General features: G+C 46.3%; 22 protein-coding genes. 12 read left to right on the plus strand and 10 right to left on the minus strand.

Features of this window, described 5'->3' with window-relative positions; all coding sequences use genetic code 11:
* The first annotated feature begins 8 nt into the window (after positions 1–8).
* The 4 genes from VV1_RS07620 to luxS all read left to right on the plus strand — a co-directional run bounded on the left by VV1_RS07620 (position 9) and on the right by luxS (position 5,803).
* The gene (locus VV1_RS07620; protein ID WP_011079534.1) at positions 9–2,867 is read left to right on the plus strand and encodes a M16 family metallopeptidase; all 2,859 of its coding nucleotides are present in this window, start codon (positions 9–11) and stop codon (positions 2,865–2,867) included.
* A gap of 158 nt (positions 2,868–3,025) precedes the next feature.
* Positions 3,026–4,591 (plus strand): glutamate--cysteine ligase, encoded by a 1,566-nt coding sequence (gene gshA / locus VV1_RS07625; RefSeq protein WP_043920940.1) that lies wholly within the window; start codon positions 3,026–3,028, stop codon positions 4,589–4,591.
* A gap of 37 nt (positions 4,592–4,628) precedes the next feature.
* Positions 4,629–5,234: a transglycosylase SLT domain-containing protein gene (locus VV1_RS07630; RefSeq protein WP_223370886.1), complete on the plus strand. Its 606-nt coding sequence runs from the start codon at positions 4,629–4,631 to the stop codon at positions 5,232–5,234.
* A gap of 50 nt (positions 5,235–5,284) precedes the next feature.
* Positions 5,285–5,803 (plus strand): S-ribosylhomocysteine lyase, encoded by a 519-nt coding sequence (luxS, locus tag VV1_RS07635; RefSeq protein WP_011079537.1) that lies wholly within the window; start codon positions 5,285–5,287, stop codon positions 5,801–5,803.
* A gap of 89 nt (positions 5,804–5,892) precedes the next feature.
* On the opposite strand, the gene VV1_RS07640 is transcribed toward luxS, so the two are convergent.
* Positions 5,893–7,170, minus strand: coding sequence for an HlyC/CorC family transporter (locus VV1_RS07640; RefSeq protein ID WP_011079538.1), 1,278 nt, complete (start codon positions 7,168–7,170; stop codon positions 5,893–5,895).
* A gap of 86 nt (positions 7,171–7,256) precedes the next feature.
* Positions 7,257–8,051, minus strand: a complete 795-nt coding sequence (locus tag VV1_RS07645; RefSeq protein WP_011079539.1) for a cytochrome C assembly family protein — start codon at positions 8,049–8,051, stop codon at positions 7,257–7,259.
* Between the two features lie 213 nt (positions 8,052–8,264).
* Between VV1_RS07645 and ffh the strand changes: the two genes are divergently transcribed.
* From ffh to rplS, 5 genes are all read left to right on the plus strand, one after another.
* Complete coding sequence (gene ffh, locus VV1_RS07650) at positions 8,265–9,641, plus strand: signal recognition particle protein (RefSeq protein ID WP_011079540.1); 1,377 nt, start codon at positions 8,265–8,267, stop codon at positions 9,639–9,641.
* Positions 9,642–9,915: 274 nt separating this feature from the next.
* Positions 9,916–10,164: a 30S ribosomal protein S16 gene (gene rpsP / locus VV1_RS07655; RefSeq protein WP_011079541.1), complete on the plus strand. Its 249-nt coding sequence runs from the start codon at positions 9,916–9,918 to the stop codon at positions 10,162–10,164.
* 15 nt (positions 10,165–10,179) lie between these two features.
* Positions 10,180–10,728 carry a ribosome maturation factor RimM gene (gene rimM / locus VV1_RS07660; RefSeq protein ID WP_011079542.1) on the plus strand — a complete coding sequence of 183 codons (549 nt, stop codon included), beginning with the start codon at positions 10,180–10,182 and terminating at the stop codon, positions 10,726–10,728.
* A 27-nt stretch (positions 10,729–10,755) separates the two neighbouring features.
* Positions 10,756–11,505: a tRNA (guanosine(37)-N1)-methyltransferase TrmD gene (gene trmD, locus VV1_RS07665; protein ID WP_011079543.1), complete on the plus strand. Its 750-nt coding sequence runs from the start codon at positions 10,756–10,758 to the stop codon at positions 11,503–11,505.
* A gap of 41 nt (positions 11,506–11,546) precedes the next feature.
* Positions 11,547–11,900, plus strand: a complete 354-nt coding sequence (gene rplS / locus VV1_RS07670; protein ID WP_011079544.1) for a 50S ribosomal protein L19 — start codon at positions 11,547–11,549, stop codon at positions 11,898–11,900.
* Positions 11,901–12,107: 207 nt separating this feature from the next.
* Here rplS and yacG read toward each other — a convergent pair whose 3' ends face one another.
* The 8 genes from yacG to nadC form a co-directional block, all read right to left on the minus strand.
* On the minus strand, positions 12,108–12,302 hold the full coding sequence (yacG, locus tag VV1_RS07675; protein ID WP_011079545.1) for a DNA gyrase inhibitor YacG: 195 nt from the start codon (positions 12,300–12,302) through the stop codon (positions 12,108–12,110).
* A 62-nt stretch (positions 12,303–12,364) separates the two neighbouring features.
* Positions 12,365–13,105 (minus strand): cell division protein ZapD, encoded by a 741-nt coding sequence (gene zapD, locus VV1_RS07680; RefSeq protein WP_011079546.1) that lies wholly within the window; start codon positions 13,103–13,105, stop codon positions 12,365–12,367.
* A 32-nt stretch (positions 13,106–13,137) separates the two neighbouring features.
* Positions 13,138–13,746: a dephospho-CoA kinase gene (gene coaE, locus VV1_RS07685; protein WP_011079547.1), complete on the minus strand. Its 609-nt coding sequence runs from the start codon at positions 13,744–13,746 to the stop codon at positions 13,138–13,140.
* 1 nt (position 13,747) lies between these two features.
* Positions 13,748–14,617 carry a prepilin peptidase gene (locus tag VV1_RS07690; RefSeq protein ID WP_011079548.1) on the minus strand — a complete coding sequence of 290 codons (870 nt, stop codon included), beginning with the start codon at positions 14,615–14,617 and terminating at the stop codon, positions 13,748–13,750.
* 93 nt (positions 14,618–14,710) lie between these two features.
* Positions 14,711–15,937 carry a type II secretion system F family protein gene (locus VV1_RS07695; RefSeq protein ID WP_011079549.1) on the minus strand — a complete coding sequence of 409 codons (1,227 nt, stop codon included), beginning with the start codon at positions 15,935–15,937 and terminating at the stop codon, positions 14,711–14,713.
* Between the two features lie 47 nt (positions 15,938–15,984).
* Positions 15,985–17,673 carry a type IV-A pilus assembly ATPase PilB gene (gene pilB / locus VV1_RS07700; protein WP_011079550.1) on the minus strand — a complete coding sequence of 563 codons (1,689 nt, stop codon included), beginning with the start codon at positions 17,671–17,673 and terminating at the stop codon, positions 15,985–15,987.
* Complete coding sequence (locus VV1_RS07705; protein WP_011079551.1) at positions 17,673–18,119, minus strand: pilin; 447 nt, start codon at positions 18,117–18,119, stop codon at positions 17,673–17,675. Before VV1_RS07705 ends, pilB begins: the two co-directional genes overlap by 1 nt.
* A gap of 219 nt (positions 18,120–18,338) precedes the next feature.
* Complete coding sequence (nadC, locus tag VV1_RS07710; RefSeq protein WP_011079552.1) at positions 18,339–19,226, minus strand: carboxylating nicotinate-nucleotide diphosphorylase; 888 nt, start codon at positions 19,224–19,226, stop codon at positions 18,339–18,341.
* A 92-nt stretch (positions 19,227–19,318) separates the two neighbouring features.
* On the opposite strand from nadC, the gene ampD reads away from it, so the two are divergent.
* The 3 genes from ampD to aceE all read left to right on the plus strand — a co-directional run bounded on the left by ampD (position 19,319) and on the right by aceE (position 23,761).
* Positions 19,319–19,891: a 1,6-anhydro-N-acetylmuramyl-L-alanine amidase AmpD gene (gene ampD / locus VV1_RS07715; RefSeq protein WP_011079553.1), complete on the plus strand. Its 573-nt coding sequence runs from the start codon at positions 19,319–19,321 to the stop codon at positions 19,889–19,891.
* Positions 19,892–20,279: 388 nt separating this feature from the next.
* Positions 20,280–21,047 carry a pyruvate dehydrogenase complex transcriptional repressor PdhR gene (pdhR, locus tag VV1_RS07720; protein WP_011079554.1) on the plus strand — a complete coding sequence of 256 codons (768 nt, stop codon included), beginning with the start codon at positions 20,280–20,282 and terminating at the stop codon, positions 21,045–21,047.
* Between the two features lie 53 nt (positions 21,048–21,100).
* Positions 21,101–23,761: a pyruvate dehydrogenase (acetyl-transferring), homodimeric type gene (gene aceE / locus VV1_RS07725; protein ID WP_011079555.1), complete on the plus strand. Its 2,661-nt coding sequence runs from the start codon at positions 21,101–21,103 to the stop codon at positions 23,759–23,761.
* Positions 23,762–23,766 lie beyond the last annotated feature (5 nt).

Consider the following 23,766-nt stretch of genomic DNA (forward strand, 5'->3'; position numbering starts at 1 on the left):
GAAAAAGCATGAAAAAACTGATGCTGAGTGCCTGCTCTCTTTTTGTCCTCGCTGGTTGTTCTTCCGTAAAATCGGTTTCTGTGCCGTTTTTTTCTTCATTACCAGAAGGGGTGACTCTGATTGAAGAGTCGTCAGCGCAAGCGGGTAAAGTCAAAATCCCGTATGAAAAATATCGTTTAGAAAATGGCTTAACCGTCATTTTGTCACCCGATCACTCCGATCCCTTGGTGCACGTTGACGTCACTTACCACGTCGGCTCGGCTCGAGAAGAGATTGGTAAGTCAGGCTTTGCGCATTTCTTCGAGCATATGATGTTCCAAGGCTCGGAAAATGTGGGTGATCAGCAACACTTCAAGATCATTACGGAAGCCGGCGGGACACTGAATGGCACCACAAACCGAGATAGAACCAACTATTTCGAAACTGTGCCAGCGAACCAACTTGAGAAAATGTTGTGGTTAGAATCGGATCGCATGGGCTTTTTGCTTGATGCCGTCTCGCAGCGTAAGTTTGAGGTGCAACGCGACACCGTGAAAAATGAGCGCGCTCAACGCTATGACAACCGCCCTTACGGTTTGATTTGGGAAAAAATGGCGGAAGCGATGTACCCTGAAGGGCACCCTTATTCGTGGCAAACTATTGGTTATGTTGAAGATCTTGATCGTGTCGACGTCAATGACCTGAAAGCGTTTTTCTTACGCTGGTATGGGCCTAATAATGCCGTGTTAACTATCGGTGGTGACATAGATACCGATCAGACATTGGAATGGGTGAACAAGTATTTTGGTTCGATTCCTCGCGGACCTGAAGTGGATAATGCACCGAAGCAGCCTGCAACCCTGAAAGAAAATCGCTTCATCACGCTGGAAGATCGTATTAGACAGCCGATGGTGATGATGGCGTGGCCGACGACTTACAATGGTGAAGAGCATCAAGCCTCGCTCGATGCATTGGCGAGTTTACTAGGGGAAGGCAATAATAGTTTGCTGTACCAAAATCTCGTAAAAACGCAAAAAGCCGTCGACGCTGGTGCCTTCCAAGATTGTGCTGAATTGGCTTGTACTTTCTACGTGTACGCGATGGGAGACTCAGGAGACAAGGGAGATTTGGCCAGTTTGTATCAAGAGCTGATGCAGACCTTAGATGAGTTTAAAGAGAAGGGCGCCGATGGGAAACGCCTTGAGCAGATCATTGGTAAAGCAGAAGCCGATGCCGTGTTCTCATTGCAAAGCGTCAGCGGCAAAGTCAGTCAGCTCGCTGCAAATGAGACCTTCTTTGCAACCCCTGATCGCATCGAATATCAATTAGATCAATTACGCGCGGTGACGGCGGATTCGGTCAACCAAGCCTATCAACAATTTATTGATGGCAAAAACAAAGTGACTTTAAGCGTGGTGCCTACGGGCAAAACGGATATGGCGGTGCAAAAAGCCAACTTTGTGACGCCGGCGAGAACCTTGCCTGAATACCAAAAAATCACCGATGATCAGTTGGCTTATCGTAAAGCGGAAGACAGTTTTGACCGATCTCAAATGCCATCTGCCGGAGAGCCAGTGAAAGCAGAAATGCCAGATCTGTACAAAGTGCATTTTGATAACGGCAGCGAGTTACTCGGCGCTGTCAGTGATGAAACGCCAACCGTATTGATGCAGTTCCGCTTCCCTGCAGGGAGCCGATTTGACCCGGTAGGCAAAGAAGGGTTAGCTAAACTCACCGCAGCTATGATGGAGGAGGGGACAACTTCTCGCAGTGCAGAAGAGTTACAAGCGGAGTTGGACAAGCTGGGCAGTAACATCAGTGTGTCAGCCGAGCGATACAGCACGACAGTTACGCTTTCTGCATTAGAGAAAAATTTACCAGCAACGTTGGAAATTTTTCAGCAGATGATCCGGTCTCCTGCGTTTGATGAGGATGATTTTGCCCGTGCGAAGAAGCAAATGATCGAAGGGGCTGTTTATGAGCAGCAGCAACCAAGCTGGATGGCTTCGCAAGCGACACGCCAAGTGATTTATGGTGACACGCTGTTTGCTCGTTCCAGTGATGGCACGATGGCTTCTTTACAAGGGCTCACGCTGGCTGATGTCAAAGCATTCTATCAATCGCACTACACACCACAAAGCACACAGATCGTGGTCGTGGGGGATTTAAATCGCCGAGAAATGGCTAGTCAATTGGCATTTTGGAAAGCATGGCAGGGTGAGGCCGCGCCGCTGTATCGCCCGCAAGTTGTGAAGCCATTAAGCGATTCAAAAATCTACTTGGTGGATAAGCCGGGAGCACCACAAAGCGTCATCCGCATGGTACGCCTTGGTTTGCCGTATGATGCCACCGGTGAGATGTTCCTAAGCCAATTAGCGAACTTTAATTTGGCTGGCAATTTCAACAGCCGTTTAAATCAGAATCTGCGTGAGGACAAAGGATACACATACGGGGCGCAAGGCTACTTTGCCAGCAATCTCGAAACCGGTGTCGTGGTGTTTGATGCGCAAGTACGCGCTGATGCAACCATTCCTGCGTTAATGGAGATGGAGAATGAACTGAATGAGTTTTCTCAATCTGGTATGACGGATGATGAGCTGCATTTCATGCGTCAGGCGGTTGGTCAACAAGATGCCTTGAAGTATGAAACTCCCGGACAAAAAGCGCAGTTGATCGGTAATATTCTCCGTTACAGCTTAGATGAAGATTATCTCAAACAGCGCAACGCGATTGTGGAAAGCATTGATAAAGCGCCGCTTAACGATTTGGCGAAGAAATGGTTTGACCCGAATGACTATCAGATGATCGTTGTTGGGGATGCAAAAACGCTTCGCCCACAATTGGAAAAGTTGAATAAAGCCGTAGAAGAGCTTGAAATCATCCGATAGAGTACACATTTAGTAGCGAAGAGTATTGGCTCTTCGCTACTTGTTGTTGGTCTGGATACCCTTTTGAATACGCAGAAGGGTATCCAGACCAATTCGATTTCCGACAATTCAGTTTGCAGGTGTGACGCTGCAAGCTTCTGATATAAGTGAATTTCATTTTGACTGATTTTGCTGCGCGACTTGAGTTAGTTGCAAGAAACCCAGAAGTGTTTAAACAGTTTGGCCGTGGTGTGGAGCGTGAAACGTTACGCTACAGCCAAAATGGTCGGATAGCCACCACCATGCATCCTCAAGGCTTGGGTTCTGCGTTTACCAATCAGTGGATCACCACCGACTTTGCAGAGTCGTTGTTAGAATTCATTACCCCTGTTTCTCATGACATCGATGTTTTGTTGGGCCAGTTGGATGACATTCATCATTTCACTCAAACTCAGTTGGGTGAAGAGAAAATGTGGCCGATGTCGATGCCTTGTTATGTCGAGACTGAAGATCAAATTACTTTGGCGCAGTACGGCAGCTCAAACTCGGCCAAAATGAAAACCCTCTATCGAGAAGGCTTGAAGCGCCGCTATGGTAGCCTCATGCAGATCATTTCCGGCGTGCACTTTAACTTCTCATTTCCTGAGAGCTTTTGGGATGCGCTGCATGGTGAGCAAACAGAAGATGAGCGCCAAGCAACGAAGTCGGAAGCCTATTTTGGCCTAATTCGTAACTATTACCGCTTTGGTTGGCTGATCCCTTATTTCTTTGGTGCGTCACCCGCAATGTGTTCCTCGTTTCTTCAAGGGCGTGAGACGTCGTTGCCTTTTGAAGCGTTGGGGAAAACTTTATATTTACCTAAGGCGACGTCGCTACGCTTGAGTGATTTGGGCTACACCAATAGCGCTCAAAGTGTACTGACGATTGGCTTTAACAGCATTGACGAATACCTAGAAGGGCTAACTAAAGCCATTCGCACACCTTCGGCTGAGTTTGCCAAGTTGGGTGTGAAGGAAAATGGCGAATATCGCCAGCTCAACAGTAACGTACTGCAAATTGAAAATGAGCTCTATGCTCCGATTCGACCGAAGCGTGTGGCAAAAAATGGTGAGAAACCATCAGAAGCACTGGCGCGAGGTGGGGTGGAATACATCGAAGTTCGCTCGCTGGATGTGAACCCATTTACGCCAGTGGGTATCACGGAAACTCAAGTGCGTTTCCTCGATTTGTTCTTAACTTGGGCTGCCTTGTCTGAGTCGCAACCAATGGATCAATGTGAACTGGCTTGCTGGCGAGAAAACTGGAACAAGGTGGTGGTATCTGGTCGTGAGTATGGTTTAGAGCTGCAGATCGGTTGTAAAGGTGAAAAGCTTAGCTTACAAGCTTGGGCTCATCGTGTGTTTGCAGAGCTGCGCCAGTTAGCGGAAGTGATGGACAGTGCTCACGGTGACAATCAGTACAGCCTCGCTTGTAGTGAGCTGGAACAGTGGATTGACCATCCAGAAAAAACGTTGTCTGCACAGCTACTTACTTTGATTCAGCAAAATGGTAGTTTGGGAGCAACGGGGTGTGAGTTGGGGGGGGCATATCGTGAGCAAAACTTAGCGCATCACTATCGTCACTTCTCTCTGCAGCAAATGGAACAAGAAGTTGCGCTCTCCCTCATTAAACAGAGCCAAATTGAACAAGCCGATGAGGTGGATTTCGATACCTATTTGGCCGATTACTTTGCCTACTTAAAATAGGGAATCGGCAATGACAGGAGCCTCTGCTGAAAGAGGGATGAGTAAGATTGCTCGTCGTGTGTTGTTGCTCGGTTTGGTGGGGTTATCTGGCTGTGCGACTACCCCGCCGGCGCAGCAAAATAACTTATGTGACATTTTCCGTGAGAAACCTCGCTGGTATAAAGATGCCTTAGCGATGGAAAAGGAGTGGGGTACCCCGATTCAAGTCGCGATGGCGTTTGTCAAACAAGAAAGCAGCTTTCGCCACGACGCAAGACCGCCAAAAGACTATATACTTGGGTTTATTCCTTGGGGCCACGTGAGTAGTGCGTATGGTTATGCTCAAGCACAAGATCCGGCTTGGGAAGATTTTCAGCGTGCCACAGGACATGGCGGCTCACGGACTAACTTTGATGACTCATTGATGTTCATTGGTTGGTATACCAGTGAAACACGTAAGCAGTTGGGGGTTTCCTTATGGGACCCTTACAATCAGTATCTCGCTTATCACGAAGGTCGAGGTGGTTATCAGCGTAAGAGCTATCAAAGGAAGCCCTCGCTCATCAAGGTAGCCCGTAAAGTGGAACAACAAACAAAAGATTATGGCTGGCAGTTAAAACAGTGCCGTCAAGAATTGGAAGATAATCGAAGCTGGTTTTTCTAAATCAGTAAAGTCCTCTGAGCATCAAGGACGAATAGAGCAGGAGAGAAGTAATGCCATTATTAGATAGTTTTACCGTTGACCACACTCGCATGCATGCACCCGCGGTGCGTGTGGCAAAAACCATGCAGACGCCAAAAGGCGACACCATTACCGTGTTTGACTTACGTTTCACTGCACCTAACAAAGATATTTTGTCAGAGAAAGGCATTCACACTTTGGAGCACCTGTACGCAGGCTTTATGCGTAAGCATCTTAATGGCGCATCGGTTGAGATCATCGATATCTCACCGATGGGTTGTCGTACCGGTTTCTACATGAGCTTAATTGGTGCGCCGAGTGAGCAAGACGTGGCATCTGCGTGGACGGCTTCGATGGAAGATGTGTTGAAAGTGGAAAGCCAAAACAAGATCCCTGAGTTGAACGAGTATCAGTGCGGTACCGCAGCCATGCACTCGCTAGATGAAGCGAAGCAAATCGCACAAAACATTCTGGCAGCAGGAATTTCGGTGAATAAAAATGATGAACTGGCATTGCCAGAAGCGATGTTGAAAGAGCTCAAAGTGGATTAACCCATCGCGTACTAACATCATAAAAAAAGAAAGGCCCAGTGTTCACGCTGGGCCTTTTCATTCCTTGGTGTAAAGTCGGGCTAATGCCGTTAGGTCGTTTTGCGTTTTCGCTTAGGAAAGACTTTTACCGACTTAATTCGGTTTTCTTCAAGTTCCACAATTTCCATCGCGTGGCCGGCCACTTTCACACTGAGGTGGCTTTCTGGAATGTCTTCTAAGTGCTCCAAAATTAAGCCATTGAGTGTTCTAGGACCATCGGTTGGCAGTTTCCATTTCAAACCTTTATTGATATCACGGATGTTGGTGCTTCCTTCAATAAGGAAACTGCCGTCGCCTTGCGGAGTAATCTCATCTGAAAGGCTTGGTGCAATCGAGGTGGTAAATTCACCCACGATCTCTTCTAGAATGTCTTCCAGTGTCACTAGGCCGATAATATCGCCATATTCATCGACAATCAGGCCGATGCGCTGTTTATTGCGTTGGAACTTGAGTAGCTGAACATTGAGTGGGGTGCTTTCGGGAATGAAATAGACCTCATCTGCCGCTCGTAGCAAGGTCTCTTTGTTGAACTCATTCTTCTCAAGCATCAAGCGATACGCTTCTCGTAACCTTAACATACCAACGGCTTCGTCGATTTTGTCGCGATACAAGACAATGCGGCCATGAGGAGAGTGAGTCAGCTGACGGACAATGGATTTCCAATCGTCATTGATATCAATGCCGGTAATCTCATTACGCGGGATCATGATGTCATTCACCGTGACGTGTTCTAAATCCAAAATGGAAACCAGCATATCTTGGTGTCGCTGGGGGATTAAGCTGCCCGCTTCGTTTACCACGGTACGCAATTCTTCGGAGCTGAGATTGTCTTCGCCGTTGTGTTGCGCTTTCAAACCAAGTAAGCGAATGAAACCATTGGTAATAAAATTCACCAACATCACCAAAGGCGAAAGCAGTTTCATCAAAACCACCAGCAAAATGCTGCTCGCGTATGAAACTCGTTCAGGATAGAGTGCGGCCACGGTTTTAGGGGTGACTTCTGCAAAAACCAAAACGACTAAGGTAAGGGCACCGGTTGCAATTGCAACACCCAAATCACCATAAAGGCGCATGCCGAGAATGGTCGCAATGGCGGAGGCAAGAATATTGACAAGGTTGTTACCGATAAGAATCAAACCAATTAATCGGTCTGGGCGGCTCAGTAACTTTTCGACACGCTTAGCCCCTTTGTGCCCAGAATTGGCGAGGTGCTTTAAGCGATATCGGTTCAGTGACATCATCCCTGTCTCTGAACCAGAGAAATAGCCTGAAATGACGATAAGACACGCGAGTAGCGCAAATAAGATACCCGTAGATATGTCGTCCAAAACTCAAATTTTCCTTTTGTTATCCTGATAAATGACAGTGCTATTACGCGTTATAGCTGTCCTAAAAATGACAGTACATTATGGGTTTAGCTCAGTATGATCTCTTTTACAAAGCGGCTACCAAAATAGGCCAGGGTTAATAAAGTTGCCCCTGCGACAGCAAACCAGGTCACTTTTTTTCCGCGCCAGCCTTTTTGATAATGCCCCCACAGCAACGTGGAGTAAACCAACCAAGCGATAAACGACAGCACCGCTTTATGCGCTTTTCCTTCCGCAAACATATCGTGAACAAAAACAAACCCAGTTGCCAACGTTGCCGTTAACAGTAGATTGCCGATCATAATGATTTTAAACAGCTGTCTTTCCACCATTAACAGTGGCGGTAGGTTTGGATTAATGACTAATGATTTTTTCGCTTTCAGTTTATGGTCTAGCCAAGCCAATTGAAGTGCGTATAGCGCGCCAATGGTCAACGTGGCATAAGAAAACAGTGCCAAGGAAATATGGATTAACAGCTTAGGGTCATTCTCTAAATGCTTAATGAAAGTGCTGGGTAAAAACGTCGCAGCAGAGAGATTAATGGCGGCAAAGCTATAGACGACAGGCAATAAGAACCATAAACGGTTTTTAAGCATCGCGGCACTCATCACCAAGGAGATGATGAAGCTGATCAACGACGCGACATTTAAAATACTGAGATTTTGACCATACCCTTCAAAAATGAGATCGCTCAATAGCCACGCGTGAAAGACCAGTGCCAAAGAAGCACTAATTAAAACGGTTTTGGCCTTTATCCCCGTTTGGTGTGCAAGTCCCGGAACGATCGTGGCGATGGCTAATCCGTAGAGAATCGTGGCACCAATGGCAATTATGCTGTCCATATATCCTGAAAGTTGGTCAATAGAATGGGGCAAGTATACCTTGCAACTGAGCTCTGGGCTACGTTGAATAGAGATCAATGATAAGAGTTGAGATATTGAAATTAATAACTTATCCCCAATAGTGTGGAATAGAGCCGTTTCGCGGGTATCTCTGATTCCGTGGCTAAGGTATACTCACCCCAATTTATCGCCGGATTAAGCGTAGAGAACACAATGTTTGAGAATTTAACGGATCGATTATCCAAAACGCTGAAGAATATCAGTGGCAAAGGTCGTCTGACAGAAGACAATATCAAAGATACCCTGCGTGAAGTACGAATGGCACTGCTTGAGGCCGATGTTGCCTTACCTGTGGTGCGTGAATTTGTCGCTCGCGTAAAAGAAAAAGCCGTTGGTGTGGAAGTGTCGAAATCACTCACTCCCGGTCAAGAGTTCATTAAGATCGTTCAAGGTGAACTTGAAGCGGTCATGGGTGAATCGAATGAAGCGCTAAACTTAGCGGCGCAACCGCCAGCGGTTATTTTGATGGCGGGTCTACAAGGTGCGGGTAAAACCACCTCAGTCGGTAAACTATCGAAGCTGCTAAAAGAGCGCGATAAGAAGAAAGTGTTGGTTGTATCAGCCGACGTTTACCGTCCAGCGGCAATCAAACAGTTAGAAACATTGGCGAGCGACATTGGTGTTGACTTCTTCCCTTCTTCTGCTGACCAAAAGCCGATTGATATCGCCAATGCCGCTATCGACCACGCGAAAAAGAAATTCTTTGATGTTTTGATCGTCGATACCGCAGGTCGCTTAGCGATTGATGAAGCGATGATGGGCGAGATCCAACAACTTCATAGTGCAATTAACCCAGTGGAAACGCTGTTTGTTGTTGATGCCATGACGGGTCAAGATGCCGCCAATACCGCCAAAGCTTTTGGTGACGCTCTGCCACTGACGGGGGTCATTCTGACCAAAGTGGATGGCGATGCGCGTGGTGGTGCTGCGCTGTCGGTACGTCATATTACAGGTAAACCAATCAAATTCTTAGGTGTGGGTGAAAAGACCGACGCACTTGAGCCATTCCATCCTGATCGTGTTGCTTCACGTATTCTGGGCATGGGGGATGTTCTGTCGCTGATTGAAGATCTGCAACGCAACGTTGATACCGAAAAAGCGCAGAAACTGGCGCAAAAGTTCAAAGAGAAAAAAGGCTTTGATCTTGAAGATTTCCGTGAACAACTTGGTCAGATGCAGAACATGGGGGGCATGATGGGGATGCTGGATAAGCTACCTGGTATGTCTCAATTGCCGTCGGACATCAAAGATAAAGTCGACGACAAGATGTTCAAACAGATGGAAGCGATCATCAACTCCATGACGATGAAAGAGCGCCAAAACCCAGATTTGATTAAAGGTTCACGTAAAAAGCGTATCGCTGCTGGTTCTGGCACCCAAGTGCAAGATGTGAATCGCCTGTTGAAGCAGTTTACCCAAATGCAAAAGATGATGAAGAAAATGCAGAAGGGTGGCATCAAAGGCATGATGCGCAATATGCAAGGCATGATGGGTGGTATGGGCGGTGGATTCAATCCATTCGGCCGATAACATGATTTAGGCTCTAGCACTTGTTTGTAGCTAGAGCCTAGCATTCTCCTCAATCCTCAATCCTCAATCCTCAATCCTTAGCCACTTTTCAACTTGTTACCTCCATCACAAACTCAAAAATGAATTTATGTTGGTGAAAAAGTAACAACCCCCTTGCATTCATGCCTAATAAGAGTAAAATTCCGGAGCTTTATTTTGGTACGAGACCCCAAACTGTTTAGTGATACATGGTTTCTGGGGTTAATTTTATTTTTGAGAAAGCAAAGAGGACGACATGGTAACCATTCGTTTGGCACGTCACGGCGCTAAAAAGCGTCCATTTTATCAAATCGTAGTAGCGGACAGCCGCAATGTTGCAACTGGCCGTTTCATCGAGAAAGTTGGTTTCTTTAACCCAACTGCACAAGGTCAAGAAGAAGGTCTACGTATCGACCTAGATCGCGTTAACCACTGGGTTGGTCAAGGCGCATCTCTATCTGACCGTGTTGCTAAGCTAGTTAAAGACGCTCAAAAAGCGGCTTAATTAAGAAACTAGTGTATGTCGATGAAAGGTAAAGAAACAATGAGTGATGAGCGTATTGTTGTTGGTAAATTTGGTTCTACTTACGGCATTCGTGGTTGGCTCAAAGTTTTTTCCTACACAGACAATGCCGAAAGCCTATTTGATTACAGCCCTTGGTACGTTAACCAAAAAGGCGAGTGGGTCGAGTTCAAGGTGGAAAGCTGGAAGCGCCATAACAAAGGTATGGTGGCTAAGCTGGAAGGTCTAGATGTTCGCGAAGACGCGCATCTCCTGACTAACCTTGAGATCGCTATTGACCCTGCTGTACTACCTGAATTGTCAGAAGATGAATTCTACTGGCGAGAATTGTTTGGAATGCAAGTGGTAACCACCAATGGTTACGATCTGGGTGTCGTTACTGACATGCTAGAAACGGGCTCAAACGATGTTCTCGTAGTAAAAGCAAATCTAAAAGATGCTTTTGGGCAAAAGGAACGTTTAATTCCGTTCCTTGAAGAGCAAGTGATCATCAAAGTTGATCGCGAAGCTCAACGGATCGAAGTTGACTGGGATCCTGGATTCTAATCTCCAAAGCTACAGAGCGAGATAAACATGTGGGTTGGCGTAATTAGCCTTTTTCCTGAAATGTTCCGTTCTGTTACTGATTTTGGAGTAACAGGTCAAGCGGTTAAAAAAGGTCTTTTATCGATTGAGACTTGGAATCCTCGCGATTTCACTCACGATAAACATCGCACAGTTGATGACCGACCTTATGGTGGTGGCCCTGGTATGTTAATGATGGTTCAGCCTTTGCGCGATGCCATTCATGCAGCCAAACAAGCCTCACCAGGTAAGACGAAAGTCATTTACCTTTCTCCTCAAGGTCGTAAGCTCGACCAACAAGGAGTGGAAGAATTGGCAACCAATGAGAACTTGCTTCTGATTTGTGGCCGATACGAAGGGGTAGATGAGCGCATCATTCAATCTGAAGTTGACGAAGAATGGTCAATCGGAGATTTTGTGATGACGGGTGGTGAAATACCAGCCATGACGTTGATTGATTCTGTCTCACGGTTTGTTCCGGGAGTATTAGGGGATTTTGCGTCGGCAGAAGAAGATTCTTTTGCTAATGGCTTGCTAGATTGCCCTCACTATACGCGTCCTGAAGTGTTGGATGGCAAAGAAGTACCTGAGGTACTGATGTCCGGCAACCATAAGGAAATTCGTCGTTGGCGACTAAAACAGTCGTTAGGCCGCACCTGGCAAAGAAGACCAGAGCTCCTGGAAAACCTAGCTCTGACTGACGAACAGGAACAATTACTTGCTGAGTTCATTCAAGAAACTCACCATAAGCGCAAGTAACCTATTTAATTTAGTATCAGTTTATTCTAGGAATATTAAAAATGAGTAACATCATCAAAGCTCTTGAGCAAGAGCAAATGAAACAAGACCTACCTAAATTTGCACCAGGTGACACTGTTGTTGTTCAGGTTAAGGTAAAAGAAGGTAACCGTGAGCGTCTACAGGCGTACGAAGGCGTTGTAATCGCTATTCGTAACCGTGGTCTACACTCTGCATTCACTGTTCGTAAGATCTCTAACGGTGAAGGTGTTGAGCGTACGTTCCAAACTCACTCTCCAGTTGTTGATAGCATCGAAGTTAAACGCCGTGGTGCAGTACGTCGTGCCAAGTTGTACTACCTACGTGAGCGTTCTGGTAAGTCAGCTCGTATCAAAGAGAAACTTGCTAAGAAGTAATGCTATAACTAGCGTTCTCATAGTATTAGCGGAGACTATTTGGTCTCCGCTTTTTTTTCGTTCATCTGCATGAGGACACGATTCTCGAGGGTGTCTTGATTTATTGATTGCTTAAATAGCGGCAATAAAAAAGGTTGATGCGTGAACATCAACCCTATTTAATCACTAGAAAACTAGAAAACTAGAAAACTAGAAAACTAGAAAACGTTAATACTGCTCTTCAGACCAACCGTCACTGTCAGACATATCTGGCGCACCCGGTATGGCATTTTCTTCATCGGCCCATTCGCCAAAGTCGATCATTTGGCATTTTTTACTGCAGAAAGGGCGATGAGGGCTTTGCTCTCCCCATTCCACATTGGTGCCACATTGAGGGCATTTAACTATGGTTATTTTTGTCATAAAGATAGAACCGTAAAACAAAGTGGTTTACTAAAAATAGTGATATTCATTCTGTGTGGACGTTAACTGCATACTGCCAGTTCAAAATGAACATCTTGGCTGCAGGCTTGCCCAGTTTCAAAGTTGATGAATTTGATCGCAAAGCGGTTTTTGTGTCCAGAAATCATCGGATAGACACCATACTCCATGGGAATATGAAGGCGAAGAATGTTCGCTTCTTCTGCATCGCTTTGGAAAAATCCATTGAGTGCGGTTTGAGATCTGAAATGACCAGCTTCTCGTGCCAGTTTTAGCCACAAGTTTAATGCGTCGGAGAGCGGTTTAAGGCTATCCAACCACTGTCGTGCATCTTCGATCTTTCTCTCAATGGGCAAATTCAACCAATAGTGCAGAGCTGGAAGATCAAAACAGCAAGAGCCGCCTGGAAGACTAAATCGCTGACGAATTGAGCTGAGGAAGCGATCTTCCTTTAATGATTGGCCAAAACGCGGTGCCTGCATAAGAGCGGCATGGGTACGATCGGCCTCATCAAGTAATGAACGCAGTGTCGCTTGATCAACCCCTTCGACATTTAACCAACTGCGATAGAGTAGGCGCTGTTTCTCAATGTCTTTCGCAAGCTCGCTCTTTAACTGAATTTGTTCAAAAATTTCGATGAGATCGAAGATAGAACGAAAAAAGAGTTGGTGCTGGTGCGGCTCTGAAAATGAGGCGGCAGTATGTGCCTGTCTAAGCAGTGATTCGACTCTCAGATAAATGCGAGTCTTTTCATTGAGTGGATGTTCGAAGTTATGCGTGGTCATCTAGCGGGCCTGTCGTCGTCTCTGACTTATTTTCACCGATTTTGCTTGCTCATGGCTAGGTACTTTTGGTGTAAATCTGTGATTTGCTGCAAAAGATCTTGGTCTTTTGACTCATTTTTAATCACATCGTCTGCCAAGGCGAGACGTTCGTGTCTGCTTGCCTGAGCCTTGAGTATGGCACGAACTTGTTGTTCATCAACACTGTCACGATCCATGGTTCGCTGTAATTGTGTTTTTTCTTCAACATCCACGACCAAAACGCGGTCGCACAGAGTCTGTAGTTGGTTTTCTACCAACAGCGGTACAACGAGCAAAGCGTAAGGGGATGAGACCTGCGCCAGATCCTCGATCATTTTACGACGGATCATAGGGTGCAGTAGCGCGTTGAGCCATTGCTTTTCTTCGCTATGGGCAAAGATACGCTGACGAAGTTGTCCACGATCGAGTTCGCCTTCACAAGTCAGAATATCAGCACCGAAATGGTCAACAATCGCGGCCAGTCCCGCACTTCCGGGGGCAACTACCTGACGAGCGACAATGTCTGCGTCGACGATATCGATAGCAAAGTGTTGTTGAAAAAGATTGGCCACCGTTGTTTTTCCGCTGGCGATACCACCAGTCAATCCAATCACTAAAGCCATATTACGCCCCTATAAGATAGTTGAGATACCAAGACATCAAGCTATCTCCCCACATCAAGGCGACCCAACCAGCAATGGCCAGATAAGGCCCAAATGGAAAAGCCATCTCAATACCTTGCTTTTGCAATCTGAGTTGAATGAGACCAAAGATCAGCCCGACAACCGAAGAAAGTAAGATGATCATCGGTAGATATTGCCAGCCGAGCCAAGCTCCAAGTGCCGCAAGCAATTTAAAGTCTCCGTAACCCATGCCTTCTTTCCCTGTCAGCAATCTGAAAAGGTGATAAACGCTCCAAAGGCAGAGATAGCCTGCCATCGCACCGAACACTGAATCTTGCAGAGATACTGGGCTTATCTCTAGTAACGCTAGCGCGATGCCTGTCCACGTCAGCGGCAGTGTCAGTTGATCAGGCAGTAGCATGGTATCTAAGTCGATGAAGGTGGCGGCGATCAACACCAAAGTAAAACCAATCAGTGCTACGGTAATCGGTGCATAACCGAACTTCCAAGCGACTAGGCCGCACAAGAAGGCGCTCAGTGCTTCAACAAAAGGATAGCGAGCACTGATTTTCGTCTGGCAATGGTGACATTTTCCTCTTAGAGCTAGCCAACTAAAGACAGGAATATTATCTCGAACTCGTATTGGGGTATGGCACGAAGGGCAACTTGAACGCGGCGTGCTTAATGTTAGGGTTTCTGTCGGTGGTGTGATGTTGTATTCAGGAAAGGACTCTGCACACTCTTGGCGCCATTCCAGTTCCATTATTTTCGGTAGACGGTAGATGACGACGTTAAGAAAGCTGCCTACCAGTAAGCCAAACAGGGAAGCTAAACCAATATAAAGCCAAGGGTAGTATTGTAACGCGTCCATATAATCGTCGTTCTCTTTGTGGTGTGGGCAAAAATAGCTCAAGCAAGCCAATAGCTTGCTTGATATTACAAAAGGTAAACTGCGAGGGTTATCTTATCCCAGAACACTCATTAAATTAAAGATCGGCAAGTACATTGCGGTGACCAATCCGCCGACGACAACGCCCAGAAAGACGATGATCAACGGCTCGAGAATTTTACCGAGGTTGTCGACGGTGTTATCCACTTCAAACTCATAGATGGTGGCAATCTTGTTCAGCATATCGTCCATTTGGCCAGATTCTTCACCAATCATCACCATTTGCAGCACCAATTCTGGGAAAGCAAGGCTGTTGCGCATGGCGATGTACATTGGCATCCCGGCAGCGGTGTCACGATAAACATCTTCAATCGCATATTGGTAATGTAGATTGCCAGCGGTTTTACTGGTGGTTTTTAAACTGGTGAGGATCGGGATACCTGCACTGAAACTGGTGGCCAATGTGCGGCTAAATTTGGCAATCGCCGCTTTGGATAAGACCCCACCAATCACAGGGATCTTTAAACTCAAGCGTGACATTTTTAAGCGAAATGCGGGTGATTTTTTGCTTAGACCGCGAAGTAAATAGATAGCGCTGAACAACGTAATGAAAAACCAACTGCTGTAGGCTTGCACAAAATCAGACAGGTCTAAGACTTTTTGCGTAAACCAAGGCAGTTCTGCGCCGAATCCGGTGAACATTTTGCGAAACTCGGGAATAACCTTGGTCAGCATTAAATAAGAGACGCCCAACGCGACCAGCACGACCATGCAGGGATAAATTAGCGCCTTGATCACTTTTGCTCGCAACTGCTCATTTTTTTCCCGATAAAAAGCGAGACGTTCAAAAACTTGATCAAGATTACCCGATTGTTCACCAGTGGCGACTAAGTCAACATAAATGCCATCGAATTGTGGGCTGGCACTGCGAAGCGCTTTGGATAACGGCGTGCCCGCTTCAACGGCTTTGCTCACATTGGCTAAAATCGACTTCATCTCGGCTTTGCGATGGTTGTCAGCAACCAATTTAAGTGATTGGAGAATAGGGACACCAGTGGTCAGCATGGTGGCGAGTTGGCGGGTAAGCAGTGTGATGTCTTTGCCTTTGACTTTATGGCTTAACCTCGTGAAAACTGACACACTGGATTTTTTGATCTTTTTGATCTGGATATGCTGCATTTTCAGCTTATCACGCACTTCAAGCTCGGTGAGCGCCAGCGTGTTGCCGGAAACTTTTTTTCCAGCTCCGTTAATCCCTTTCCATTGATAGTTTTTGATTTGTGAATGGGTTTTAAGCTTCATATCGCTTCCTTCAGTGCGATGAGTATCGAAAAAACAAACTATAAAAATTACAAATAGAGGACGCGTTGCAGCTCTTCTAAGCTGGTGATGCCCTGTTTGAGTTTTTCAAGGCCGGAATCTTTGAGTGTCATCATGCCTTTTTGCCGAGCAAGCATCTCCAAGCTTTGTACCGAGGCGCCTTTAACGATCGCCTCTGCAAGCTGCTCATCAAAAGGCATGACTTCGTATATACCGACACGACCGGAATAACCATGAGTACAATGATGGCAACCCTGTTTATCAGCTTGATAAATCAAGTCGTCAGCTTTTAGACCGAGTAACTCAAATGTTGCGTTGTATGGATGAGGTTGCTTGCAATGGCTGCATAACCGACGAGCCAGACGCTGAGCAATGATCAAACTCAAGGATGAAGCTAAGTTAAAGCTGGCGATCCCCATGTTAGATAGACGAACAATGGTTTCAGCAGCCGAGTTGGTATGTAAGGTGGATAGTACAAGGTGGCCGGTTTGGGCTGCTTTGACGGCGATCTCGGCGGTTTCCAAATCTCGAATTTCCCCCACCATGACGATATCTGGGTCTTGACGGAGAAAAGAACGCAATGCTTCTGCAAAACCAAAACCAATTTTGGGTTTCACTTGCACTTGGTTGATTCCCGGGAGGTTAATCTCGACTGGGTCTTCCGCAGTGGATATATTCACTTCTGGCCGGTTAAGTAAACTCAAGCCTGTGTACAGAGAAACGGTTTTACCGCTTCCTGTTGGGCCTGTCATCAAAATCATTCCTTGCGGTTTGCGCAGGGCATCGAGGTAGAGCTGCTTTTGTTGCGGGTTGTAGCCTAACTTATCAATATCCAAGCTACTGCTCGAGCTGTCGAGAAGTCGCAACACAATTTTTTCACCAAACAGTGTGGGTAAGGTGGAAACACGCATATCAATCGCGGTTTCTTGGTTAAGGCGCAGCTTAATCCGTCCATCTTGTGGCAGACGCCTTTCCGCAATATCCAACTTAGAGAGGATCTTGATCCTCGCGGATAAACGGCGGCTTAAATGGCTTGGGGGCTGCTGCACTTCCACCAAAATACCATCGCAACGCAATCGCACGCGGTATTGGTTTTCGTACGGTTCAAAATGAATATCAGATGCGCCTTTGCGTACCGCATCCAGCAGGATTTGGTTGATAAAGCGGCTAACGGGGGATTCATCTTGGCTTAAGTCTTCAATTGACTCGACTTCGTCATCTGAAACCTCGACCAAATTCGCCAGCTCATCTTGGTGAATCTCTTTTAACCCAGAGCTTTGGCTCTGTTTGATGCTCTTTCCATAGAGTCTACGAATTGCCGCTTGCAGTTCTTGGCAATCGGCTAAAACAATCTCCACTTGCACGCCTGTGGCAAAACGGAAATCATCTTCAGCTTGAATATTGGTAGGGTCTGCAACCGCGAGTATTAAACCAGCGTTGCTTTTTTGCAGTGGCAGCGCTTGGTGACGGGTGATTAGCTCACGTAATCCAAGTTGATTACACAGCTCTTGGTAGTCATATTGGTTGAGGTCAGTGCGTGGTAAGCCAAAAATCGCGCTTAGCTGCTCGGTTAATTCATCCGGCTGGAAAAATCCCAGTCGCAACAAAGCTTCCGGTGCTGTCACACCAGAAGCTTGTATTGTCTCTCGACACGCTTGTTCTTGCGTTAGGCTAAGCTGATTGGCCTGACGCAGAATAGTGGAGAGATTCGACATCATTAATAAGTGGCAGTACAACTATTTGGACGAGAATCTGCAGGTACATTTTTTGTCGCACAGCTCCAACCAGTAGTGTTGTTTTTCGAGTACTGGACTGAGGCAGTTTTGCCTTTGAGTGTACCTTCGGTAAAGGCAAAAGTTGCTGTTCCACCACTAGTACCAACTGGCAACAGTGTTATGGTACCAAGAGCATTCATTGTTGAAGTGCCGCCAACTAAATTGGCATTGTTTGGAAAAGTTCCGCCATTTTCTTGCTGATACATATCAATGTTTGTTAGTAATCCTCTTACTGTTGCTGATGCCGATGCAACTTCAGTTTTTTGAACGTAATTCTGATACGCTGGAATAGCAACAGCAGCCAATACACCAATAATCGCCACCACTATCATTAACTCAATCAAGGTAAAACCTTGTTGTTTCTTGGTTTTGTTCAATTTCTTCATCATGATTTCCTTTAATCTATCAAATTCGCTCCGCGAGCTTGCGGCTAGATTATGCAAGGAGTAGACGAGTGGAAATCACACCAAGAGCATCACTCGAGTGATTTAAAATTCTTTGCGCTTTATTTACATCTGGTTACTTACAAGATGCGATGCTGCCCCAAAATTTCGCAGCTCAAATAAAAACGGGAGCCTGAAGCTCCCGTTTTGTGATCTGGTCGGTATCTATTTGAAACGCATCGATAAATCCATCGCTTTTACATGCTTGGTCAGAGCGCCAACCGAAATGTAATCTACGCCGGTTTCCGCGTATTCTGCGATGGTTTCTAATGTCACGTTGCCTGAGTTTTCCAGTGCTGCGCGGCCTGCGTTAATTTCCACCGCTTGGCGCATCATCTCGGTGGTGAAGTTGTCGAGCATAATAATGTCAGCACCCGCGTTAATGGCTTCACGCAGTTCATCGAGGTTCTCAGTTTCCACTTCCACGGGCTTTCCAGGTTGCAGCTCTTTTGCTTTGGTGACTGCTTGAGTGATGCCACCGCAGGCAATGATGTGGTTTTCTTTAATTAGGTAAGCGTCAAACACGCCAATTCGGTGGTTGTAGCCGCCGCCACAGGCCACAGCGTATTTTAAGGCGCTGCGTAGGCCAGGGATGGTTTTGCGCGTATCTAATAAGCGACACTCGGTATGCGCAATTTTTGCTGCGTATTGTGCGGTGATGGTCGCGCAACCAGAAAGGGTTTGAATAAAGTTCATCGCGTTGCGTTCGCCCGTCAGCAAATCACGAGCAGGACCAATGAGTGTACAAAGCGTTTGATTTGGTTCGACTTTGTCGCCATCTTTTACGTGCCATTCAATGGTCACTTTGCCGCCGAGCTGTTTGAACACTTCATCTGCCCATGCTTGGCCGCAAAATACGCCGTGTTCGCGAGTGATGATGGTCGCTGTATTAATGGCCTCTGCTGGGATAAGCGCGGCCGTCACATCATTGTCAGCGTTTAGCGAACCACCCAAGTCTTCTTTCAGTGTATCGGTAACCGCTCGGGTGATTTCGATAGGGAGTTGTTGCTTCAAATAATCAAGGCGTTCTTGGCTGTTATGTGTGTTCTTCATCGCAAATCTTATCTTGAAAGGGGAATTGCAACGCATGATACTCTGCGTAGGCAATAATTTCAGCAGTTAATTGACAAGCCCATGGAGATGATATGCAAGCTGTGATCACGCAAGGATGGTTGGAGGGCGTTAAGCGAGTTTCATCGCCGTTTTTTGATGCGAGACCTCAAGGAAAGCCAATTTCTCTGCTGGTGGTGCACAATATTAGCCTGCCTCCTGGTCAATTCGGTGGCCGCTATATAGAGGACTTTTTTCAAGGCCAGCTTGACCCAAGCGAGCATCCTTTTTTCCAAGTGATTCATCAGATGCGCGTCTCGGCTCACTGCTTGATTAAAAGAGATGGGGAAGTGGTGCAGTTTGTCTCTTTTGATGATCGCGCTTGGCATGCTGGTGCATCCAGCTTTGCAGGGGTTGAGCGTTGCAATGACTATTCGATAGGTATTGAGCTTGAGGGCAGTGATTTTGTCGCTTATACCGAAGCGCAGTATCAAGCGTTAAGCGAGCTCAGCAAAACCTTAATGCGCCAATATCCGCACATCACCCTTCCTCGAATTACTGGCCACCAATACATTGCACCGCTGAGAAAAACTGATCCCGGTTTAAGTTTTGACTGGCGTTATTATCGAACTTTACTTTCTCAAAATGGGGCGGTTGCAAAAATGTAAACCAATCGCAAGGTTGTCACAAAAGGGTAAGCATCATGGCTTACCTTTTTTTATATCGAAAATTATTTCGTCTTGTTAAAAGTTAACTACGTTTAATCATGGGGTAAGCGACTTGAGGGGCAAATGAGGCAAAATATTTTGTCTTTTTTTGTTTTTCTTTCACCGTTTTGCTAGCACGCCCTTTCCCCATCTGTTTACTATTTGTAATTGGTAAGACCAATTCTATTGCCGTTTTAATGAACGAATGTTAGCAAAGTGTTGAAGCGTGAGCTGTTCTATGATTTAGGTCAATTTTTGGCTGGACAGTTGCGTTTTAATTATGTTAATTTCTGCACCAACTTAGAATTGGTATTACCAATTAACAGCAAAGAGAAAAAGAATAATAAATATGGCTTATCAAAGGATTCGTCAGCCGAAACTTTCTGATGTGATTGAACAAGAGTTGGAAAGATTGATCGTCGAGGGAATATTGGCACCGGGGCAACAATTGCCACCAGAACGCGAACTGGCCAAACAGTTCGAGGTGTCTCGTCCTTCTGTACGTGAAGCAATTCAACGCTTGGAAGCCAAACGTCTGCTTACTCGTCGTCAAGGCGGTGGCACGTTTGTCAGTGAGAACATTTGGAAAAGTTTCTCTGATCCTCTGCTAAATTTATTATCCAGCCACTCTGAAACACAGCTTGATTTACTTGAATCGCGCCATGCGATGGAAGGTATTTCTGCGTATTTCGCTGCATTGCGTGGTACCGAGCAAGACTTTGCCCGCATTCAGGCTTGCCTGGAAAAGATTAGCGCAGAGCAGACAAAACAGAATGTAGAAGCGGAAGCGGCCGCGGTGATGGCGTTTTTGGTTGCATTAACCGAAGCCTCGCACAACGTCGTGCTGCTGCATATTGTTCGTAGTCTCTCGCCGTTACTGGAGCAAAATGTCTTACAGAATCTGAAATTACTGCACCGCCGCGCTGAAGTGGTGGAAAAAGTCAGTAAACATCGGGCTAATATTGTGGATGCGATTGTTTCTGGTCAGCCAGAAAAGGCGCGTGAAATGTCCCATTCGCATTTAGCGTACATCGAAGAAACATTGTTGGATTTGACTCGTGAAGAGTCACGTAGAGAACGCTCTTTACGTCGAATTCAACGAGGTAATGAGTCTTAATCGGACTCATTGCAAGTTTAACGTAGATCCAACCAACAGAAGGATAGATCGCCATGTCTGATATGAAGCATGACGTAGACGCACTTGAAACTCAAGAATGGTTACAAGCACTTGAGTCAGTAGTTCGTGAAGAAGGTGTAGAACGTGCACAGTACCTATTAGAGCAAGTTCTAGACAAAGCTCGCCTAGATGGCGTTGATATGCCGACTGGCATCACAACCAACTACATCAACACGATTCCAGCGAACCAAGAACCAGCTTACCCTGGTGATACTACGCTTGAGCGTCGAATCCGTTCCATCATCCGTTGGAACGCAATCATGATCGTTCTACGTGCTTCTAAGAAAGACCTAGAGCTAGGCGGCCACATGGCGTCTTTCCAGTCTTCTGCAGCATTCTACGAAACCTGTTTCAACCACTTCTTCCGTGCTCCAAACGAGAAAGATGGTGGCGATTTGGTTTACTACCAAGGCCATATTTCTCCAGGGATCTACGCACGTGCTTTCGTTGAAGGTCGTCTAACGGCTGAGCAACTAGACAACTTCCGTCAAGAAGTGGACGGCAAAGGTATCCCATCATACCCGCACCCTAAACTAATGCCTGAGTTCTGGCAGTTCCCAACCGTATCTATGGGTCTAGGTCCGATTTCTGCGATCTACCAAGCGCGCTTCCTGAAGTACCTTGAAGGCCGTGGCATGAAGGATACCTCTGAGCAGCGTGTATACGCGTTCCTAGGTGACGGTGAGATGGATGAGCCAGAATCACGTGGTGCTATCTCTTTCGCTGCGCGTGAAAAACTAGACAACCTATGTTTCCTAATCAACTGTAACCTACAGCGTCTAGACGGTCCTGTTATGGGTAACGGTAAGATCATTCAAGAACTTGAAGGTCTGTTCAAAGGTGCTGGTTGGAACGTAGTGAAGGTTATCTGGGGTAACAACTGGGATTCACTACTAGCAAAAGACACCACGGGTAAGCTTCTTCAACTGATGAACGAAACCATCGATGGTGACTACCAAACATTCAAATCGAAAGATGGCGCGTACGTACGTGAGCACTTCTTTGGTAAGTACCCTGAAACTGCAGCGCTCGTTGCAGACATGACTGACGATGAAATCTTCGCACTTAAGCGTGGTGGTCACGAGTCTTCTAAACTGTACGCTGCATTCAAAAATGCACAAGACACCAAAGGTCGTCCAACGGTTATCCTAGCGAAAACGGTTAAAGGTTACGGCATGGGTGAAGCGGCAGAAGGTAAGAACATCGCGCACCAAGTTAAGAAGATGGATATGACTCACGTGCTACATCTACGTGATCGCCTAGGTCTTCAAGACATCCTAACTGACGAAGCAGTGAAAGAACTTCCATACCTAACTTTGGAAGAAGGTTCGAAAGAATACGAATACCTACACGCTCGTCGTAAAGCACTGAAAGGTTACACGCCGCAGCGTCTACCTAACTTTACCCAAGAGCTTGTTATTCCAGCTGTTGAGGAGTTCCAACCTCTGCTAGAAGAGCAGAAGCGTGACATCTCTACAACTATGGCGTTTGTACGTACTCTAAACGTACTGCTTAAAGATAAGAACATCGGTAAGAACATTGTTCCTATCATTGCCGATGAAGCACGTACATTCGGTATGGAAGGTCTGTTCCGTCAAATCGGTATTTACAACCCGCACGGCCAGAACTACACGCCACAAGACCGTGACATCGTTTCTTACTACAAAGAAGCAACGTCAGGTCAGGTACTGCAAGAAGGTATCAATGAGCTAGGTGCTATGTCTTCATGGGTTGCGGCGGCAACGTCATACTCGACCAATGACCTACCAATGATCCCGTTCTACATCTACTACTCTATGTTCGGTTTCCAACGTGTTGGCGACATGGCATGGATGGCGGGTGACCAACAAGCTCGTGGTTTCCTACTTGGTGCAACTGCAGGTCGTACAACGCTAAACGGTGAAGGTCTACAACACGAAGACGGTCACTCACACATCATGGCAGGTACTGTACCGAACTGTATCTCTTACGACCCAACATTCGCTTACGAAGTTGCAGTTATCCTACAAGACGGTATCCGTCGTATGTATGGTGATCAAGAGAACGTGTTCTACTACCTAACTCTGATGAACGAGAACTACGCAATGCCAGCAATGCCAGAAGGCGCTGAAGAAGGCATTCGTAAGGGTATCTACAAGCTAGAAACTTACACGGGTTCGAAAGGTAAAGTTCAGCTGTTGAGCTCTGGTACTATCATGAACGAAGTGCGTAAAGCGGCTCAAATCCTAAGCGATGAGTACGGCATTGCGTCAGACGTTTACTCTGTAACGTCGTTCAATGAAGTGACTCGTGATGGTCAAGCGTGCGAGCGTTACAACATGCTTCACCCAGAAGCAGAAGCGCAAGTACCTTACATCCAAACAGTAATGGGTACTGAGCCTGCAATCGCGGCGACTGACTACATGAAGAACTACGCAGAGCAGGTTCGTGCATTCATTCCTGCTGAGTCTTACAAAGTGCTGGGTACTGACGGCTTTGGTCGTTCAGACAGCCGTGAAAACCTACGTCGTCACTTCGAAGTGAACGCAGGTTACGTGGTTGTTGCAGCGCTAACTGAACTGGCGAAACGTGGTGACGTTGAGAAATCTGTGATTGCAGAAGCAATTAAGAAGTTCGACATCGACACTGAAAAAACTAACCCGCTATACGCTTAATTGAA

Origin of the sequence: Vibrio vulnificus CMCP6 (assembly GCF_000039765.1) — a bacterium.
Classification (GTDB): Bacteria; Pseudomonadota; Gammaproteobacteria; order Enterobacterales; family Vibrionaceae; genus Vibrio; species Vibrio vulnificus_B.

Bases quoted from the DNA above. Each gene is read 5' to 3' on its own strand.
- ffh (WP_011079540.1), top strand. From the start codon at position 8,265: ATGTTTGAGAATTTAACGGATCGATTATCCAAAACGCTGAAGAATATC.
- trmD (WP_011079543.1), top strand. From the start codon at position 10,756: ATGTGGGTTGGCGTAATTAGCCTTTTTCCTGAAATGTTCCGTTCTGTT.
- VV1_RS07645 (WP_011079539.1), bottom strand. From the start codon at position 8,051: ATGGACAGCATAATTGCCATTGGTGCCACGATTCTCTACGGATTAGCC.
- VV1_RS07695 (WP_011079549.1), bottom strand. From the start codon at position 15,937: ATGAAGCTTAAAACCCATTCACAAATCAAAAACTATCAATGGAAAGGG.
- zapD (WP_011079546.1), bottom strand. From the start codon at position 13,105: ATGACCACGCATAACTTCGAACATCCACTCAATGAAAAGACTCGCATT.
- rplS (WP_011079544.1), top strand. From the start codon at position 11,547: ATGAGTAACATCATCAAAGCTCTTGAGCAAGAGCAAATGAAACAAGAC.
- rimM (WP_011079542.1), top strand. From the start codon at position 10,180: ATGTCGATGAAAGGTAAAGAAACAATGAGTGATGAGCGTATTGTTGTT.
- ampD (WP_011079553.1), top strand. From the start codon at position 19,319: ATGCAAGCTGTGATCACGCAAGGATGGTTGGAGGGCGTTAAGCGAGTT.
- rpsP (WP_011079541.1), top strand. From the start codon at position 9,916: ATGGTAACCATTCGTTTGGCACGTCACGGCGCTAAAAAGCGTCCATTT.
- luxS (WP_011079537.1), top strand. From the start codon at position 5,285: ATGCCATTATTAGATAGTTTTACCGTTGACCACACTCGCATGCATGCA.
- pilB (WP_011079550.1), bottom strand. From the start codon at position 17,673: ATGATGTCGAATCTCTCCACTATTCTGCGTCAGGCCAATCAGCTTAGC.
- yacG (WP_011079545.1), bottom strand. From the start codon at position 12,302: ATGACAAAAATAACCATAGTTAAATGCCCTCAATGTGGCACCAATGTG.
- VV1_RS07620 (WP_011079534.1), top strand. From the start codon at position 9: ATGAAAAAACTGATGCTGAGTGCCTGCTCTCTTTTTGTCCTCGCTGGT.
- aceE (WP_011079555.1), top strand. From the start codon at position 21,101: ATGTCTGATATGAAGCATGACGTAGACGCACTTGAAACTCAAGAATGG.
- pdhR (WP_011079554.1), top strand. From the start codon at position 20,280: ATGGCTTATCAAAGGATTCGTCAGCCGAAACTTTCTGATGTGATTGAA.
- VV1_RS07630 (WP_223370886.1), top strand. From the start codon at position 4,629: ATGAGTAAGATTGCTCGTCGTGTGTTGTTGCTCGGTTTGGTGGGGTTA.
- nadC (WP_011079552.1), bottom strand. From the start codon at position 19,226: ATGAAGAACACACATAACAGCCAAGAACGCCTTGATTATTTGAAGCAA.
- VV1_RS07690 (WP_011079548.1), bottom strand. From the start codon at position 14,617: ATGGACGCGTTACAATACTACCCTTGGCTTTATATTGGTTTAGCTTCC.
- coaE (WP_011079547.1), bottom strand. From the start codon at position 13,746: ATGGCTTTAGTGATTGGATTGACTGGTGGTATCGCCAGCGGAAAAACA.
- VV1_RS07705 (WP_011079551.1), bottom strand. From the start codon at position 18,119: ATGATGAAGAAATTGAACAAAACCAAGAAACAACAAGGTTTTACCTTG.